We start from the raw sequence: 17,619 nt of genomic DNA, 5'->3' as shown, positions 1-17,619 counted from the left end.
GTCTAGAATCCGTCCACTTCTTTCGAGGAAATCATGCCGTGAAATTGTTCCTTGGCGCGTTCGCCCTAGTTTTTCCCGTTATCACCGCCATGCCTGTGATGGCCGCCGAACCGACCCTCTACGGTCGCTACGAATACATTCAACTGCCGGAAATCGGCCAGACCTTCAAGGCCAAGATGGACACCGGCGCGTTGACCGCCTCGTTGTCGGCCCGCGATATCGAAACCTTCACCCGTGATGGCGACGACTGGGTACGCTTCCGCCTCGGCGGCAAGGACGCCGACAACAAAGTCTACGAGCACAAGGTCTCGCGCATCAGCAAGATCAAGAGCCGCGCCGACGAAGATGACGACAAGGACGAAGCCAGTGTGGCCAAGCGCCCGGTGATCGACCTGGAGATGTGCCTGGGTGACGTCAAGCGTACCGTCGAGGTCAACCTTACCGACCGCAGCAGCTTCAATTATCCGCTGCTGATCGGCGCCAAGGCCTTGCGTGAATTCGGTGCAGCAGTAAACCCGGCCCGTCGTTACACTGCCGACAAACCGGACTGCTGACGGACCCACATGCCGCATATCCTGATTGTCGAAGACGAAGCGGCGATTGCCGACACGCTGATCTTCGCCCTGCAAGGCGAGGGCTTTAGCACCACCTGGCTGAGCCTGGGCCAGGCGGCGCTGGAGCATCAGCGCCAAACCCCGGCCGACTTGATCATCCTCGACATCGGCCTGCCCGACATCAGCGGTTTTGAAACCTGCAAGCGACTGCGCCGGTTCAGCGAAGTGCCGGTGATGTTCCTCAGCGCGCGCGATGGCGAGATCGACCGGGTGGTGGGGCTGGAAATCGGCGCCGACGATTACGTGGTCAAGCCCTTCAGCCCGCGTGAAGTGGCGGCCAGGGTGCGGGCGATTCTCAAGCGGGTCGGCCCGACTGTGGCGCCTGCGGTGTTCCAGGTCGACCTGGAACGCATGCAAATCCACTATCGCAGCCAGCCGCTGAGCCTGACGCGTCACGAATTCCGCCTGCTGCAAAGCCTGCTGGAACAACCCGAACGTGTGTTCAGCCGCGAGCAACTGCTGGACGCCGTGGGCGTACCCGCCGACGCCGGCTATGAGCGCAATATCGACAGCCATATCAAAAGCCTGCGCAGCAAGTTGCGCAGCGTGGCCGCCGATGCCGAACCGATCCAGACGCATCGCGGCCTGGGTTACAGCTACAGCCCGAGCCATAGCTGATGCGCCTGGGGCTGCGGATTTTCCTGGTTTACGCGCTGTTTATCGGCCTGACCGGTTACTTTGTGCTCAACACAGTGATGAAGGAAATCCGCCCCGGCGTACGCCAGTCCACCGAAGAAACCCTGGTGGACACCGCCAACCTGCTCGCCGAAATCCTGCGCACCGATGTGAAGAACGGCACCCTCGGCCAGAGCCACTGGCCGCAGGTGCTCAAGGCGTATGGCAATCGTCAGCCGGGTGCGGTCATCTGGGGCCTGCCGAAGAACCAGGTCAACCACCGCATCTATGTCACCGACGCCAAGGGCACGGTATTGCTCGACTCCACGGGCGAGGCGGTGGGCCAGGACTATTCCAGGTGGAACGACGTGTACCTGACCCTGCGCGGTGAGTACGGTGCTCGCTCAACCCGCAACGAAGCGGATGACCCAACCTCGTCGGTGATGCACGTGGGCGCGCCGATTCGCGACGACGGCCGGATTATCGGCGTGGTGACCGTGGCCAAGCCCAATAGCTCGTTACAGCCCTACGTCGACCGCACCGAGCGGCGCCTGCTGTGGTATGGCGCCGGGCTGGTGACTCTGGGCCTGCTGCTGGGCGCACTGTTGTCTTGGTGGCTGAGCGTCGCCCTGAAGCGCTTGACCGCCTATGCCGAGGCCGTCAGCGAAGGGCGTCGGGCCGAGTTGCCCCATTACCGTGGCGGCGAGCTCAAGCAGCTGTCCACCGCTGTCGAACACATGCGCACGCAGCTGGAGGGCAAAGCCTATGTCGAACATTACGTGCACACCCTGACCCACGAACTGAAAAGCCCACTGGCGGCCATTCGCGGCGCGGCGGAGTTGCTGCAGGGCGACATGACCCGCGAACAGCAGCAGCGTTTTGTCGGCAATATCGACAGCGAAAGCGCACGCCTGCAGCAGCTGATCGAGCGGTTGTTGAACCTGGCACAGGTGGAGCAACGCCAGGGGCTGGAAGAACAATCGAGTATCGCGCTGGCGGGCCTGGTCGATGATGTACTCAAGGCGCAATGTGCGCGGATCGAAAGCGCCGGCCTGCAGGTCGAGCAAAGTATCGGCGCCGATGTGCGGGTGTTTGGCGAACCCTTCCTGCTGCGCCAGGCCCTGGGCAACCTGCTGGACAACGCCCTGGACTTCACCCCGCCCGGCGGCGAACTGCGGTTCAGTGCGCAGGTGCGGCACAACGACGTTCGGGTGAGCCTGTTCAACCAGGCCGCGCCGATTCCGGATTACGCCTTGCCGCGCCTGAGCGAGCGTTTCTATTCCCTGCCGCGTCCGGCCAGCGGGCGCAAAAGCACCGGCCTGGGCCTTAACTTTGTCGAAGAAGTGATGAAGCTGCACGGCGGCGCGCTGCAAATCGGCAACGTACCGGGTGGCGTGGAGGTGGTGCTGCATCTCCACACAATCTCCACACTGCCCACATAAATCCCCCACACAGGCTGCCCAGACTCTCCTTATCAAAACAGGGAGAGTCCCATGAACCGCAGCCTGCTTTTCAAACTTGGCGCGATTGCGCTGCTGATCCTGCTGTTGCTGATTCCGTTGCTGATGATCAACGGCATCATCAGCGACCGCCAGCAACTGCGCGACGGCGTACTGATGGACATCGCCCGCAGTTCCAGCTTCGCGCAGCGCCTCACCGGCCCGGTGATGGTGGTGCCTTATCGCAAGACGGTGCGCGAATGGAAGCTCAATGAAAAACTCAACAAACGCTACGAAGAAACCCGCGAGGAGCGCGGCCGTTTGTATTTCCTGCCGGAGCGCTTTGAGCTCGACGGCCAGGTGCAGACCGAGCTGCGCGCACGGGGCATCTACCAGGCGCGGTTGTTTCATGCCGACAACCGCATCAGTGGACGTTTCCAACTGCCTGCACAACTGGGCATCACGGAAAACTTCGCAGACTACCGTTTTGAACCGGCGTTTCTGGCGATGGGCATCAGCGATATTCGCGGCATCGAAAATGCGCTGACGCTGGAGCTGGGCGATCAGCGCCTGGAATTCGCGCCGGGCTCCCTGGTGGACTGGCTGGGAGAGGGCGTGCATGTGCTGCTGCCCGACCAGGACAGCCGGAAACCCGCCACCGTGGATTTCGCCTTCGACCTGCGCCTGCAGGGCACTGAACAACTGCAGGTGGTGCCCGTGGGCAAGACCAGCCAGGTATCACTTGCCTCCAACTGGCCGCACCCAAGCTTTATCGGCAACTTCCTGCCGGCGCAGCGGGACGTCACCGACAAGGGCTTTACCGCCCACTGGCAAACCTCGTTCTTCGCAACCAACCTCGAGCAGGCCCTGCAAACCTGCCTGGACCGCCAGGGTTGTGATGACTTCAATAACCGCAGCTTCGGCGTGAACTTCATCGACCCGGTGGACCAGTACCTCAAGAGCGAACGCGCGATCAAATACGCGCTGCTGTTCATCGCCCTGACCTTTGCCGGCTTCTTCCTGTTCGAAGTGCTCAAGAGCCTGGCCGTGCACCCCATCCAGTACGCCTTGGTGGGCTTTGCATTGGCGTTCTTCTACCTGCTGCTGTTGTCGCTGTCCGAGCATCTGGGGTTTGCCTTGGCGTACCTGATATCGGCCAGCGCCTGCGTGTTGTTGATCGGCTTCTACGTGTGCCATGTGCTGCGCAGCGTGATCCACGGCCTGGGCTTTTCGGTGGGCTTGGCGGCGTTGTATGGGCTGTTGTACGGGTTGCTGAGTGCCGAGGATTACGCGTTGCTGATGGGCTCGTTGTTGCTGTTCAGCCTGCTGGGCACGGTGATGGTGCTGACGCGCAGACTGGATTGGTATGGCGTGGGCAAGCGCAAGGCGGAGGCGGTGCAATGATCGGGTTGCGCGAAGATCAGCAAATGAAGGCCAGGATGATCGACGTCCTCAATCACACCGCCGCTCAATGTGGGAGGGGGCTTGCCCCCGATAGCGGTGGTTCAGAAACAGATGTGCTCAATGACACACCGCAATCGGGGGCAAGCCCCCTCCCACATGGGGTTTGCGTGAACATCAGGCGGGCGGTTGGGTCTGCTGCATCGAAGGCCGCTGGCTGACCTCGGCGTACCAGGCGGCAAGCCTGGGGTTATCCACGCGCCATTGCAGGTCGGGATGGCGGAAGTCGAGGTAGCCCAAGGCACAGGCCACGCTGATCGCGGCGATGTCGAAGTGGCTGGCCAGTTCGGCAATCGCCTCGGCTTCCAGCTCGGCCAGTGCGCGCCGCATCTTGTTGCGCTGCTCGTCCAGCCACTGGTCCCAATGTTTCTCCACCGGGCGCATCGCAGTCTCGTAGCGCACCAGCACGGCGGCATCCATGATCCCGTCGGCCATCGAGGCCAGAGTCAGGCGGCGCCAGCGGGCCGCACCGTCGCGGGGGATCAGCGGGTTGCCGACGTGCTGGTGGTCGAAGTAATCGAGGATCACCCGGCTGTCATGCAGTACCGAACCGTCGGCCAGGCGCAGGGCCGGGATCTTGCCGACCGGGTTGCCTTGCACCACATGTGCATCCGGGTTGACGGGGGTGGGCATACAGGCATGCAGGGCCACACGGTCCTGCTGGCCGGTCTCGATCAGCAGCACGCGGACTTTGCGCACGAACGGCGACGCGGGGTTGTGGAACAAGGTCATGCTGGGGGCGGACATGGGCATTCCTCGAAATGGGATGTGGCTAGCCTAGAGGCTTGCGCCGTGGCTGGCGAGGGAGATTTTTGGTGGTTTTGAAGGCCTCATCGGGAGCAAGTCGAATCGTCGCACCGCCCCTCCCACATTTAACAGTGTTCACAATTCAAGTGTGGGAGGGGGCTTGCCCCCGATAGCGCCCTCAGCCGCGCCGCTTGAACAACGCCCATGCACCAATGCCAGCAGGAACGCCCAACCCGACCCAACTCAACACATCCCACCCCCCATCCCCCAGCAACGCCGCAAACAACCCGGCGGCGCTGAGCAGGCCAATCCCCAGCGGAATGCCAAACACTTTCCAGAAACTCGACTGCCGGGGCTTCATGCCTTACCCGCCTTGCGCCGCACTATCCACAGGTAAATCCCGCTGACCAGCACGATGATGGTCAACACATCCAGCACCGCCCAGAGGATTTTCATCGGCATGCCGCCGTAGTCACCGAAGTGCAGCGGCTGGGACATGCCCATGGCGTCCATGTACCAGGGCCGTGCGGCGATGGCGGTCACGGCCAGGGTGCGGGCGTCGATCAATACCGGGGTGAGCAGATGGGAAGTGAGGTGGGTGCTGCCCTTCATGAACACGGCGTAGTGATGTTCGCTGGAAAAGCGCGTGCCGGGGAAGGCGATGAAGTCCGCTTGCATGCCGGGCGCGGCATTGGCGGCGATGCTCAGCAATTCGCTGGCCGGTGCGCGCTGGGTCAGCGGCGGGGCGTTTTTATAGGGTTCGATCATGGCGCTGAGGGCGTCCTCGCGCCAGGCGGCGATGATCAGGTCGGCGCAGGCGCTGATCACACCGGTCACGCCCACCACCAGTGCCCACGTCAGGGTGACCACGCCGATCAGGTTGTGCAGGTCGAGCCAGCGCAGGCGAGTGGACTTGTTTTGGCGCACGGTGGCGAACTTCAAACGGCGCATGAACGGCAGGTACAACACCGTGCCCGAGACGATCGCCAGCACGAACAGAACCCCCATAAACGCCAGCAACAGCTTGCCTGGCAGCCCGGCGAACATGTCCACATGCAGGCGCAGCAGGAACAGGGTGAGCCCACCATTGGCGGAGGGCATTTCCACCGCTTCGCCGGTACGCGCATCCAGCATGAAGGTGTGGGACGAATTCGGCTCGGTGCCGGCCGTGGCGGCCATGATCGCGATCACACCGTTCTGGTCGTCCTCATCCCACGCCAGGTACTGCATGGCCTCGCCTGGTCGATGGGCCTGGGCCTTGGTCACCAGTTGCTCCAGGTTGAGTTGCGGCGTCCCGGCGGGCATCTGCTTGAGCTGCGGCTCGTTGCCCAGCAGATGGTCGATCTCGTGGTGAAACACCAGCGGCAAGCCGGTTAGGGCGAGCAGCAGCAGGAATACGGTGCAGATCAGGCTGGTCCAGGTGTGGATGAAGGACCAGCGGCGGATGGTTTTGCTTTTCATGTTCTAGCCTTCAGACACACCAAAGCCGCCCCTGTGGGGCGGCCCGGTTGTTAACTCAGCCGATTACCACTGGTAGGTGGCACTGGCGACGACGCTGCGTTGGTCGCCGAAGTAGCAGTAGGAACCGTCACAGGTGGAAATGTAATCCTTGTTGAACAGGTTGGTCGCGTTCACTTTCACCGACGCGCCCTTGAGGCTGTTGTCCAGGCGGCCGAGGTCGTAGTGCACGGCGCCGTCGAATACGGTGTAGGCGTTGGCTTTGCCGGACCAGGTATTGGCCTGGTCGCCATAGGTATTGCCGGTGTAGCGGGCGCCAAAACCAATGCCGAACCCATCCAGTGCGCCGGTGTGCCAGGTGTAGTCGGTCCACAGGGAGGCTTGCTGGTTTGGCATCAGTTGCAGGCGGTTGCCTTTGAAGTCACCTTTTTGCACTTCGGATTTGGCCAGGGTATACGCCGCGATTACCTTGAGGTTTTCGGTTACGTCAGAGATAGCCTCCAGCTCCAGGCCCTTGACCTTCACTTCGCCGGTCTGGTCGGTGAGTGACACGCCACCGGACTGGAAGCTGGTGACCAGCACGTTTTTCTGAGTGAGGTCATACACCGCCGCACTCAGCAGCGTGTTCGAGCCCGGCGGCTGATACTTGACCCCCAGTTCCCACTGCTTGCCCTCGGTGGGCTTATACGATTCTGTAGGGGAGACGCTGGCGTTGCTCGCCGGTTGGAACGATTCGGCGTAGGAGATATACGGTACGAAGCCCGAGTCGAACACATAGCTCAGCGCCGCGTTGCCACTAAAGTTCTTGCTGCGGTCGGTGTTGGTCGCATCGTTCTTGTTGAAGTACGTGGTGCCTTGGTGCACCCAGTCTTCACGACCGCCCAGGGTCAGGCGCCAGTTGTCGAGTGCCATCTGGTCCTGGACGTACAGCCCTGTCTGCACGGTTTTCTGGTTGTAGTCATAGAACGCCGTGGAGCGCGCTGGCCGCACGACCGGCTGGGTATTGATCGGGTTGAAGATATTGACTGTTCCGGCGGGGCCAAAGATCGACAGGTATGAGGTATCGGTGCGCTGGTGATCCAGGCCCAGCAGTAACGTGTGGGTGATATCGCCGGTGGCGAAGTCCGCCTGGAAATTGTTATCCACCGCGAACTGGCTGATGTCCTCGTTCACGTTGGTCGACGAGCGGCTGATATTGCCGGCCGCGTCCGCTGGCGAGTAGGCGAACGAGCCCACGGTCAATTGTTGGAAAGCCAGTTCCGACTTGGTGTAGCGCAGGTTCTGTTTGAACTGCCAGGTGTCGTTGAAACGGTGTTCGAAGGCATAGCCCAGCGCGTAGTAGGTTCGGTCGTAGAACTCGTAATCGGGGTCACCGAGGTTCTTGTGGTGGGAAACGTCGCCCAGCGGCGATTTGATCTTGGTGCCCTGGATCGGCAGGAACTGGCTGGTGGTGCCCGTATCGTCACGGGTGAACTGCGACAGGAAAGTCAGCTTGGTATCGGTGTCGATATTCCAGGTCAGGCTTGGCGCGATGTTGTAGCGCTTGTTGTCGATGTGATCGACCTGGGTACCGGCATCGCGCACCACGCCGCCAAGGCTGTAGAGAAACTGGCCTTCATCATCGATCTTGCCAGTGCTTTCGAAATTGATCTGGCGGTAGTTGTCACTGCCGTACTGCACTTGGACAGCGTGGCTCGATTCTGCGCTGGGGCGGCGGCTGACCATGTCCAACAGGCCGCCCGGCGGGGTCTGACCATAGACCGACGAAGCCGGGCCGCGCAGCAAAGCGAGGCGATCCAGGTTCCAGGTTTCGGCTTTCGGGTTGGCGTACACGCCACGGGGCAGCGGCAGGCCGTCAAGGAACTGGGTGGGCTCGAAACCGCGTACGCGCATCCAGTCATAACGGGTGTCGCTGCCGTAGCTGGCGGAGACGATGCCGGGCATGTATTTGACGGCGTCGTCGAGGTTCTGCACGTTGCGATCCTGCATTTGCTCGCGGGTCGCCACGGAGATGGAACGCGGCGCCTCGACCAGGGCCGTGTCTGTCTTGCTGCCGGCGGCGGTGCGTTTCGCCAGGTAACCGTCGACCGGCCCCCACGCGCTCTCATAACTGCCCTGACCAATAATGCTCGTCTCCGGCAGCGCCACGACACCATCTGCAATTGCCACCAACGTAAACGTCCCGGCGCTGCTCTGCTCCAACTGTAACCCCGTGCCCCGCAACGCTTCACGCAACGCACCCTGGGCGTCGAACTGGCCTTTGACCGGGGCAGAGGTCTTGCCGGCGGCGAGCGCCGGGTTGAGGGTGAGGGCGAGGCCGGCCTGGCTGGCGATCTGGTTCAGGGTGGAGGCCAGTGGGGCGGGCGCCAGGTTGTAGGCGCGCACGCTGGTGGCCTGTTCGGCAGCGATCAGCGGGGCGCTGAGCAGCGGGGCGCCGAGGGCAATCGCCACGGCTAACAGGCTGGGGCGCAACAAAGTGTCTAGCGTGCGGGACATGGGCGGCTCCTGAATGGAAATATTTCTCAATTGCCTAGGTGCCGGACGAGAATTGGAAAGTGATAGGGCGGGGTGAAAATATTTTTTGGTGGTGTTCTTGAGGGCCTCATCGGGGGCAAGCCCCCTCCCACACTTTGATTTGTGAATACATTCAAAATGTGGGAGGGGGCTTGCTCCCGATAGCGATCGCCCAGGCACTGCAAACCCTAAGGCTTACCCGTGACGGTCACCCACCACGGCGTGTGCTGCTCGATCTGCACCGGCAGTGTGGGCAACAGCGCATTGAGCGCCAGGGTGGTGTCGTGCAGTGGGAAGCTGCCGGTGATGCGCAGGTCGGCCACGTTGTCATCCACGCCCAGATGGCCGGTGCGATACCGGCCGAGTTCCGCCACCACATCGCCCAGGCGGGCGTTGTCGACGACCAGCATGCCGCGGGTCCAGGCATCGGTGGCCGGGGGCACGGCAAGCAAAGGGCCCAGGCCATCGCTGCGCATCAGCACTTGCTGGCCTTGCTTGAACACCTGCTCCTGATGCAGTGCCTGGGGCTGGGCGGCCACGGCCGATTGCAGCACGCTCAGGCGCGTGGCGTGATCTTCGCGCCTGACGATGAACCGCGTCCCCAACGCCCGCAGGTTGCCGTCGCGGGTCTGGACAGAGAACGGGCGCGCATCGTTGTGGCCGGTCTCGACGAAAATTTCGCCTTCCTGCAACACAATCAAACGGTGCTTATCGTCGAAACGCACGTCAATTGCGCTGTGGGTATTGAGCGTGATCCGGGTGCCGTCAGCCAGCGTGAGTGTGCGCTGCTCGCCGGTGGCGGTGCGTTGATCGGCCAGCCAATAGTGGATCGGCACGTACCGCTCACCGGCAAACAACGCCAGCCCAACTACCAGCGCAATGCTCGCCAGGCCACGGCCCAGCTTGCGCATACGCTGGCGAACGCTTTCGCGCGACTGCAACAACGCGGCCCGCGCAGGGCCGCAGGCTACGCTGAAACGCTGGTCGAGCATGCCCAGCTGGCGCCAGGCGCGGGCGTGTTCTTCATCGCTGGCCAGCCATTTGGCGAATTCTTCCTGTTCCACCTCGCTGCCATCGCCTGCGTCGAGGGACAGTTGCCAGGCAATCGCGGCGTCCAGCACGCGGGCCGACACCGGCTTGGAGCTGATCAGCGTCACGTCGGCTCGCCATACAGCGCGATGTAGCACTGGCGAATGCCCTGGGCCAGGTACTGGCGCACACGCGGCACCGAGACACCCAGGCGCTGGGCGATTTCTGCATGGGCCATGCCGTCGAGGCGGTTATAGAGGAACGCGGCGCGGGCTTTGCTCGACAGTGTGCCGAGCAGGCGGTCGATGGCCTTGAGGTCTTCAAGGATCAGGTGCTGTTCTTCGGGCGAAGGGTGTTCGCTTTCCGGGATCAGCATCAATTCGGTGAGGTAGGCCTGTTCCAGGGCGGCGCGGCGGAAATAATCGAACAGCAAGCCCTTGGCAATCGCTACCAGAAAGGCGCGTGGTTCGCGGGGTGCGCGCAGCCCGTCTCGGCCCAGCAGGCGCATGAAGGTGTCCTGGCTGAGGTCTTCGGCGCGGCTCGGGCAGGCCACGTTGCGCCGCAGCCAGGCCAGCAGCCAGCCACGATGGTCGCGATACAACGCGCCAACAAGCTCACTGTGTGGGGGCTGGACCGACGACAAGGCATCACCGAATAAAGTTTAAACTAACGAGAATTATTCGCGATTGTGTCAGAGGCGTGGGATGGGCGCAATTGGCGTCTGTCGGGCGATCGTTCCCACGCTCTGCGTGGGAATGCCGCCCCGGACGCTCCGCGTCCACTAGAAAGACGGAGCTTGTTTACGCCGCTTCCACTGGGACAAGCGCTCTTGCAGCGCCTGGGGCGTGTCGATGTGTTGCTGGCGCGCACGGCTGAACAGAATCAGCATCAGCTCCGCCGTAGCCAGTGCATCGGCGCTGGCGTGATGGCGCTCGCCCACCTGCAATTTGAAATGGCTGATCCAGTCATCCAGCCCAGCCTCGCGGATGTTCGCTTCAGGGCATAACAGCGGGGCGATATCGGCCACATCGAGAAACGGGTGTGTCAGGCGATAACCCAGGCTGTCCATCAGCGCCCGGCCCAGCATGTGTTGATCGAACGGCGCATGGAAGGCCAGCAGCGGGCTGTCGCCAACGAACGCCATGAAGTCCAGCAGCGCGTCCACCGGGTCGCTGCCGGCCGCGATGGCGCTGGGGCCGAGGCCGTGGATCAACACGCTGGGGCTGAGTTTGGTGGCGGTGCGTTGCAGGGTGCGTTCGAACATCTGCGAGAAGTCCACCGCCCCGTCCTCGATCACCACGGCGCCGATGGACAGCACCTGGTCACGGTTGAGGTTCAGGCCGCTGGTTTCCAGGTCGACCACCACCCAGCGCTGGCTGCGCAATGTGCCATGGCCCAGCGCCGAGGGCCCGCGCAACTCGGCCAGGCGCTGCTGCTGCGCCGCGTCGAGCCTGGGTTTTTTCGCGCGCAGCCAACTGAACAGGCTCACAGTTGATAGCGCAAGGTCAGGCTGCTTTGCAGGCGCTGGGCCTGACGCAGGGATTCGCGCAGGATGCGACGGTCCAGGTGATTGAGGCTGTCCGGATCGACGCGGTTGGAATACGGCTGGTTTTCCCGCGTCTGTACCTGGTGCTGCTGCATGCGGGTTTGCTGGATGAAGTGATAGGCCTCCTCATACGCGGCGCCGTCCAGCGGCTCGATCACGCCTTTGGCGACCAACTGGCGCAGCCGCTCCAGGGTGTTGTTGGCATGCACGCCGTGGGCCAGGGCCAGCAGGCGCGCACCGTCCACAAACGGCGTGAGGCCCTGCACCTTGAGATCAAGGGTGGCCTTTTCCCCGCTTTTGCGCGTCAGCACGAACTCGCGAAAGCGCCCCACGGGTGGGCGTTGGCGTAGGGCATTCTCGGCCAGCATGCGCTGGAACAATCGGTTGTCCGCCACCTGATCCAGAATGCCCTGGCGCAGTTGCTCGCAACCCTGCTCGTCGCCCCACACCACCCGCAAATCGAAATAGATGCTCGACCCCAGCAGGTTCTCCGGCGTCGCCTCGCGAATGAAGGCGCCAAACCGCCGCGCCCACTCGGCCCGCGACAGGCACAGTTCCGGGTTGCCGGCCATGATATTGCCCTTGCACAGGCTGAAGCCGCACAGCGCCAGGCTCTGGTTGATCTGTTGCGCCAGGGGCAGCAGGCGCTCGCGAATGTCGGCGGCCTCCACGGCGTCTTTGGCCTCGAACAGGATGCCGTTGTCCTGGTCGGTGTACAGCGTCTGTTCGCGGCGACCTTCGCTGCCAAAACACAGCCAACTGAAGGGCACGCCGGGGTCGCCTCTTTCCGCCAGGGTCAGCTCAATGACCCGGCACACGGTGTGATCGTTGAGCAAGGTAATGATGTGAGTGATCTGGGTCGACGAAGCGCCGTGGGCCAGCATGCGCTCGACCAGTTGGCCGATTTCGCCGCGGATCGCCACCAGCTGTTCCACCCGGGACGCGTTGCGGATGGTCCGCGCCAGGTGCACCAGGTCGACGCGCTGCAGGGAAAACAGATCGCGCTCCGATACCACGCCACACAGGCGCCGGTCCTGCACCAGGCATACATGGGCGATATGCCGCTCGGTCATGGCGATCGCCGCGTCGAACGCGCTGTGGTCCGGGGACAAGAAAAACGGTGCCTGGGTCATATGGCCGGCTATGCCTTGACTGAAATCACCGGTACCGTCGGCCACTACCTGGCGCAGGTCACGCAAGGTGAAGATGCCCAGCGGCGCCTTGTGCTCATCGACAATCACAATGCTGCCGACCTGCTGCTCGTGCATCAGCCTCACCGCTTCGCGCAGCGCGGTGTCCGGGCTGCAGGTGACGGGATGGCGCATGGCCAGTTCCCCCAGGCGCGTGTTCAGGGAATATTGGGTGCCGAGGGTTTCCACGGCTTTTTGCTGCACCTGCTGGTTGACCTGATCAAGCAGGCTGCTGACACCGCGCAGGGCAAAATCCCGAAACGGGCTGGACAGGGCGAACAGCTTGATGAACGCCATCTTGTTCAGCTGCAGGCAGAAGGTGTCCTCGGCGGCTTTGTGCTCGGTGCGGGTGGCGCGTTCGCCGAGCAAGGCGGCGAGGGGGAAGCACTCGCCGGTGGTGATTTCGAACGTGGTATCTGCCGAGTCCGGGCGCTCGCCGACCACGCGGCCCTGCTTGACGATATAAAAATGCTCGACCGGCCCGCCCGACGGTTTGAGGATGCTGTCGCCGGGGCCATAGAAGCGCAGTTGGCACTGTTCCACCAGAAACGCCAGGTGCGCCTGCTCCATCTGATTGAATGGAGGGAAGCGTTGCAGGAATTGCAAAGTGCCATGGATGTTCTGCAACACGGCGGTTTTACCCGCCTGCGTGAAAGCATCAGCTTTACTCATAACAGTGACCGCAGTTTTTTTGTCGTTATCGTGCTGCATGGTCGACTGCCGCACGGCGGGTGCCCATTGGACGTAAGTCTAGGTTGGTGAAACCCACGCAAAACTAAGGAAAAACCTTACATGACTATCGTCCAAAACCCGTAGAACACCCACTAGGCAAACTTTCCGACGAAGTGCACATTGTTCGCCCTCCCGCAGATGTCTGACGAGTGTGCTGCGAGATTGATGAGAATTGCTGAGAACTGTATGTCCGACCACGATATTTTGAGTGATGCCGAGCGCGAGGCGCTGAGCGCCGTGATGCTGGAGCCCGATTTACCGCCCCAACGTGTATTGATCGTGGACGACGATAACGATGCGCGTGAATTGCTGGCGGAAATCCTCGGGCTGAACGGCATTCGCTGCATGACGGCTGACAGTGGCGAGGCAGCGTGGGATTTGTTGAAGTCCACCAGCTCCATCGGTTTGCTGATCACCGACCTGCGCATGGCACCGAGCAACGGTTTGGAATTGATCCGAAAAGTGCGCGAGTCGACCCGTGCGGCGTTGCCGATCATCATCATGTCGGGGGACGCCGAAGCGCCGGATGTAATCGATGCCATGCACTTGAGCGTGGTGGATTTTTTGCTCAAGCCGATTGATAGCGCGAAGTTGGCGAAGTTGGTGAAGCAGGAGTTGGGGATGGTTTCCTGATTCCTTATTGACTGTGCGGGCCTCATCGGGGGCAAGCCCCCTCCCACACTTTGATTTGTGAACACAGTCAAATGTGGGAGGGGGCTTGCCCCCGATAGCCATAGGTATCTACACAATTTTGTAGCAGCCTACTGTAACCACGATGCGAAGCGAGCCGCTCTTGATCTTGCTTTTGATCTAGGCGCCCCGTTAAACCACGCTGGCCGGAATTCGACAGTGATTTGGGGGGTAAACCGGCAGGGATGCCGGTTTAGCCGCCCCGCGCCATGGATGGCGCGTGGCGGCGGCCCCCCAAATCACTGTCGGATTACGGGCACACCGAGCCTAGGCGAGGTGCCGAGTGGTGGGGCAAGAGCGTTTTGCTTACTTTTGCGCTTTTCAAAAGTGAGACGCCGTAAGGGCGGAACCCATAGCAGCCGTTACCGCAGCAACGGATATGTACTCGCTCTGATCCAGCATCTTGGTCGGCTGTCAGGCCGCCATCGGGAGCAAGCCCCCTCCCACATTTGGAACGCGGGGCATCAGTTATAGAGACTTCGGGTCCCGAGCCGCCACAGGTTCAGGGCCATACCAAAGTTGTGTAGATACCCATGCCCCGATAGCGCCAGTCCAGCCACCGCAACCGCAAATAAAAAGCCCCGATCTTTCGATCAGGGCTTTTTCATTTACAGGCCGTTTTTAGCCTTGAACTCCCGACGCCTGCGGTGCAACACCGGCTCGGTATACCCGTTCGGTTGCTTGGTCCCTTCAATCACCAGCTCAACCGCTGCCTGGAACGCGATGTTGCTGTCGAAATCCGGCGCCAGCGGGCGGTACAACGCATCCCCGGCATTCTGACGGTCCACCACCGGCGCCATGCGCTTGAGGCTTTCCATCACTTGGGCTTCGTTGACGATGCCGTGGCGCAACCAGTTGGCGATGTGTTGGCTGGAGATACGCAGGGTGGCGCGGTCTTCCATCAGGCCGACATCGTTGATGTCCGGCACTTTCGAGCAACCCACGCCCTGGTCGATCCAACGCACCACGTAGCCAAGGATGCCCTGGGCATTGTTATCCAGTTCGTTGCGGATCTCTTCTTCGGACCAGTCGGTATTCTGCGCCAGAGGAATGGTCAGGATATCGTCCACGGATGCGCGCTCGCGCTTGGCCAGTTCGGCCTGGCGCGCGAACACGTCAACCTTGTGATAGTGCAGCGCATGCAGCGCGGCCGCGGTGGGCGAGGGCACCCACGCGGTGTTGGCGCCGGCCAGTGGGTGCGCGATTTTCTGTTCGAGCATCGCGGCCATCAGGTCGGGCATCGCCCACATGCCTTTGCCGATTTGCGCACGCCCTTGCAGGCCCGTGCTCAAACCGATATCGACGTTCCAGTTCTCGTAGGCGCCGATCCATTTTTCCGCCTTCATGGCGGCCTTGCGCACCATCGCGCCGGCTTCCATGGAGGTGTGTATTTCATCGCCGGTGCGGTCGAGGAAGCCGGTATTGATAAACACCACGCGCTCGCTGGCCGCCTTGATGCAGGCCTTGAGGTTGACGGTAGTACGCCGCTCCTCGTCCATGATCCCGACTTTGAGCGTATTGCGCGGCAGGTTCAGCACGTCTTCGATACGGCCGAACAGCTCGTTGGTGAACGCCGCTTCTTCGGGGCCGTGCATCTTCGGTTTGACGATGTACACCGAGCCGGTGCGGCTGTTCTTGCGCGTACTGTTGCCGTTGAGGCTGTGGATCGCCGCCAGGCTGGTGAGCAGGCCGTCGAGGATGCCTTCCGGCACTTCGTTGCCGTCTTTATCGAGGATCGCGTCGATGGTCATCAAGTGGCCAACGTTGCGCACGAACAGCAGCGAACGGCCATGCAGGGTCACGTCATTGCCATCCACGCCGGTGTAGACGCGGTCAGGGTTCATGGTGCGGGTGAAGGTCTTGCCGCCCTTGGCCACTTCTTCGGCCAGGTCGCCCTTCATCAGGCCGAGCCAGTTGCGGTAGATCACCACTTTGTCGTCGGCATCCACGGCGGCGACGGAATCTTCGCAGTCCATGATGGTGGTCAGCGCGGCTTCCATCAGCACGTCTTTGACGCCGGCCGCGTCGGTCTGGCCGACCGGGGTGCTGGCGTCGATCTGGATCTCGAAGTGCAGGCCGTTGTGCTTGAGCAGAATCGCAATCGGCTCGGCCGCAGGGCCCTGGAAACCGATCAACTGCGCGTCGTCTCGCAGGCCGCTGTTGCTGCCGCCCTTGAGGCTGACGATCAGCTTGCCGTCGACGATCTTGTAGCCGGTGGAATCAAAGTGGCTGCCCGCACTGAGCGGCGCGGCTTCGTCGAGGAACGCACGGGCGAAGGCAATGACCTTGTCGCCGCGCACTTTGTTATAGCCCTTGCCCTTTTCCGCGCCGTTGGCTTCGCTGATGGCGTCGGTGCCATACAGCGCGTCATACAGCGAACCCCAGCGCGCATTCGAGGCGTTGAGGGCGAAGCGGGCGTTCATCACCGGCACCACCAGCTGAGGGCCGGCCATGCGCGCGATTTCATCGTCGACGTTTTGGGTCGAGGCCTGGAAGTCTGCGGCTTCTGGCAGCAGGTATCCGATGTCTTGCAGGAAGGCTTTGTAGGCCACCGGGTCGTGGGCCTGGCCGGCATGGGTCTGGTGCCAGGTATCGATCTGCGCCTGGAAATCGTCGCGTTTGGCGAGTAGGGCTTTGTTCTTCGGGGCCAGGTCGTGGATGACCTTGTCGGCGCCGGCCCAGAACTGGTCGGCAGTGATGCCGGTACCGGGAATGGCTTCGTTGTTCACGAAGTCGAACAGGACTTTGGCGACCTGCAGGCCACCGACTTGAACGTGTTCAGTCATTGCTTGCCTCACTCTGCGGAGCTTATGCGCTTTTTCAGATTTTCATTATGTAGTGCGCGGTTGGGCATACTACATGATGACTTGCGGTTGTGAAAATTAGACTAAATACGTCGTTTAGCGACCCACTTTGGTCGTACGGTCACAGCGGAGAACCGGATGTTCTCAAAAAACTGTTGGATTGTTCCAGATAAATATAAAAATGGTACACGATTTGTTTTCGAGGGCTCGCGGGTCCACCTTGTATATTGAATTCCAGAGGGCTTCGCCATGGACCATCTTGTACTCACAATTATCGCCGCCGACAAACCCGGCCTGGTTGAGCGCATCGCGCAAAACATTGCCGCCCACGGTGGCAACTGGCTGGAAAGCCGCATGGCCCATATGGCCGGGCAGTTTGCCGGGATTCTGCGTGTCAGCGTTCCCGCAGAGAGTCGTCAGGCATTGGTGGGGGCGCTGGAGGATTTATCCACACACGGCATTCGCGTGCTGGTGGGTGAGGGCAGTTCCGGGCAGGCCTCGGCTTCAAAACCGATTGTGATGACCCTGGTGGGCAATGACCGCTCGGGCATCGTGCGTGAGATCACTGCGCTGTTGAGCCAGCAGGGCGTCAACCTGGAACGCTTGAGCACCGATGTGCGCCCGGCCCCGATGAGCGGCGATCCGCTGTTCAATGCCGAGGCCTTGCTGCAGGTGCCCTCGACGTTATCCCTGGAGACGTTGCAGGCCTCCCTGGAAACCCTGGCGGACGATCTGATGGTGGAACTGCGCGCCGACGAATAACCATGCACAAGGTTATGC

At 61.8% G+C, this 17,619-nt stretch carries 15 protein-coding genes; 6 read left to right on the top strand and 9 right to left on the bottom strand.

What is annotated here, in order from left to right:
• Nucleotides 1-89 precede the first annotated feature (89 nt).
• The 4 genes from C4J87_RS23655 to creD are packed head-to-tail and all read left to right on the top strand — an operon-like array spanning nucleotide 90 to nucleotide 4,072.
• Nucleotides 90-554: an ATP-dependent zinc protease gene (locus tag C4J87_RS23655; protein ID WP_124369028.1), complete on the top strand. Its 465-nt coding sequence runs from the start codon at nucleotides 90-92 to the stop codon at nucleotides 552-554.
• 9 nt (nucleotides 555-563) lie between these two features.
• Entirely contained in the window at nucleotides 564-1,232 is a 669-nt protein-coding gene (gene creB / locus C4J87_RS23650; protein ID WP_124368606.1) for a two-component system response regulator CreB, read from the top strand.
• On the top strand, nucleotides 1,232-2,671 hold the full coding sequence (gene creC, locus C4J87_RS23645) for a two-component system sensor histidine kinase CreC (RefSeq protein ID WP_124368605.1): 1,440 nt from the start codon (nucleotides 1,232-1,234) through the stop codon (nucleotides 2,669-2,671). The genes creB and creC overlap by 1 nt, the downstream gene beginning before the upstream one ends.
• Before the next feature lie 51 nt (nucleotides 2,672-2,722).
• Nucleotides 2,723-4,072 (top strand): cell envelope integrity protein CreD, encoded by a 1,350-nt coding sequence (gene creD / locus C4J87_RS23640; RefSeq protein WP_124368604.1) that lies wholly within the window; start codon nucleotides 2,723-2,725, stop codon nucleotides 4,070-4,072.
• A 174-nt stretch (nucleotides 4,073-4,246) separates the two neighbouring features.
• Here the strand turns inward: creD and C4J87_RS23635 are convergent, their stop codons facing one another.
• From C4J87_RS23635 to C4J87_RS23595, 8 genes are all read right to left on the bottom strand, one after another.
• A complete protein-coding gene (locus C4J87_RS23635; RefSeq protein ID WP_124368603.1) occupies nucleotides 4,247-4,876 on the bottom strand; it encodes a glutathione S-transferase N-terminal domain-containing protein in 630 nt (209 codons plus the stop codon).
• 178 nt (nucleotides 4,877-5,054) lie between these two features.
• On the bottom strand, nucleotides 5,055-5,237 hold the full coding sequence (locus tag C4J87_RS23630; RefSeq protein ID WP_124368602.1) for a hypothetical protein: 183 nt from the start codon (nucleotides 5,235-5,237) through the stop codon (nucleotides 5,055-5,057).
• Nucleotides 5,234-6,337, bottom strand: a complete 1,104-nt coding sequence (locus C4J87_RS23625; RefSeq protein WP_124368601.1) for a PepSY domain-containing protein — start codon at nucleotides 6,335-6,337, stop codon at nucleotides 5,234-5,236. Before C4J87_RS23625 ends, C4J87_RS23630 begins: the two co-directional genes overlap by 4 nt.
• 63 nt (nucleotides 6,338-6,400) lie before the next feature.
• Nucleotides 6,401-8,830, bottom strand: a complete 2,430-nt coding sequence (locus C4J87_RS23620) for a TonB-dependent siderophore receptor (protein WP_124368600.1) — start codon at nucleotides 8,828-8,830, stop codon at nucleotides 6,401-6,403.
• A 206-nt stretch (nucleotides 8,831-9,036) separates the two neighbouring features.
• Nucleotides 9,037-10,005 carry a FecR domain-containing protein gene (locus C4J87_RS23615; protein WP_124368599.1) on the bottom strand — a complete coding sequence of 323 codons (969 nt, stop codon included), beginning with the start codon at nucleotides 10,003-10,005 and terminating at the stop codon, nucleotides 9,037-9,039.
• A complete protein-coding gene (locus tag C4J87_RS23610; RefSeq protein WP_124364692.1) occupies nucleotides 10,002-10,520 on the bottom strand; it encodes an RNA polymerase sigma factor in 519 nt (172 codons plus the stop codon). Before C4J87_RS23610 ends, C4J87_RS23615 begins: the two co-directional genes overlap by 4 nt.
• A gap of 138 nt (nucleotides 10,521-10,658) precedes the next feature.
• Entirely contained in the window at nucleotides 10,659-11,366 is a 708-nt protein-coding gene (locus C4J87_RS23600; protein ID WP_124368597.1) for a PolC-type DNA polymerase III, read from the bottom strand.
• Entirely contained in the window at nucleotides 11,363-13,285 is a 1,923-nt protein-coding gene (locus C4J87_RS23595; RefSeq protein ID WP_124368596.1) for a putative nucleotidyltransferase substrate binding domain-containing protein, read from the bottom strand. Before C4J87_RS23595 ends, C4J87_RS23600 begins: the two co-directional genes overlap by 4 nt.
• Before the next feature lie 246 nt (nucleotides 13,286-13,531).
• On the opposite strand from C4J87_RS23595, the gene C4J87_RS23590 reads away from it, so the two are divergent.
• Nucleotides 13,532-13,978: a response regulator gene (locus C4J87_RS23590; protein WP_124368595.1), complete on the top strand. Its 447-nt coding sequence runs from the start codon at nucleotides 13,532-13,534 to the stop codon at nucleotides 13,976-13,978.
• Between the two features lie 665 nt (nucleotides 13,979-14,643).
• Here C4J87_RS23590 and C4J87_RS23585 read toward each other — a convergent pair.
• Nucleotides 14,644-16,821: a malate synthase G gene (locus tag C4J87_RS23585; RefSeq protein WP_124368594.1), complete on the bottom strand. Its 2,178-nt coding sequence runs from the start codon at nucleotides 16,819-16,821 to the stop codon at nucleotides 14,644-14,646.
• Nucleotides 16,822-17,088: 267 nt separating this feature from the next.
• Here C4J87_RS23585 and C4J87_RS23580 point away from each other — a divergent pair, with 267 nt between their 5' ends.
• A complete protein-coding gene (locus tag C4J87_RS23580; protein ID WP_124368593.1) occupies nucleotides 17,089-17,601 on the top strand; it encodes a glycine cleavage system protein R in 513 nt (170 codons plus the stop codon).
• The last annotated feature ends 18 nt before the right edge of the window (nucleotides 17,602-17,619 follow it).

It is taken from the genome of Pseudomonas sp. R1-43-08, from assembly GCF_003852255.1.
Lineage (GTDB): Bacteria > Pseudomonadota > Gammaproteobacteria > Pseudomonadales > Pseudomonadaceae > Aquipseudomonas.
The sequence above is the reverse complement of the archived record's forward strand: the minus strand, read 5'-3'. Positions and strand labels throughout refer to the sequence as shown.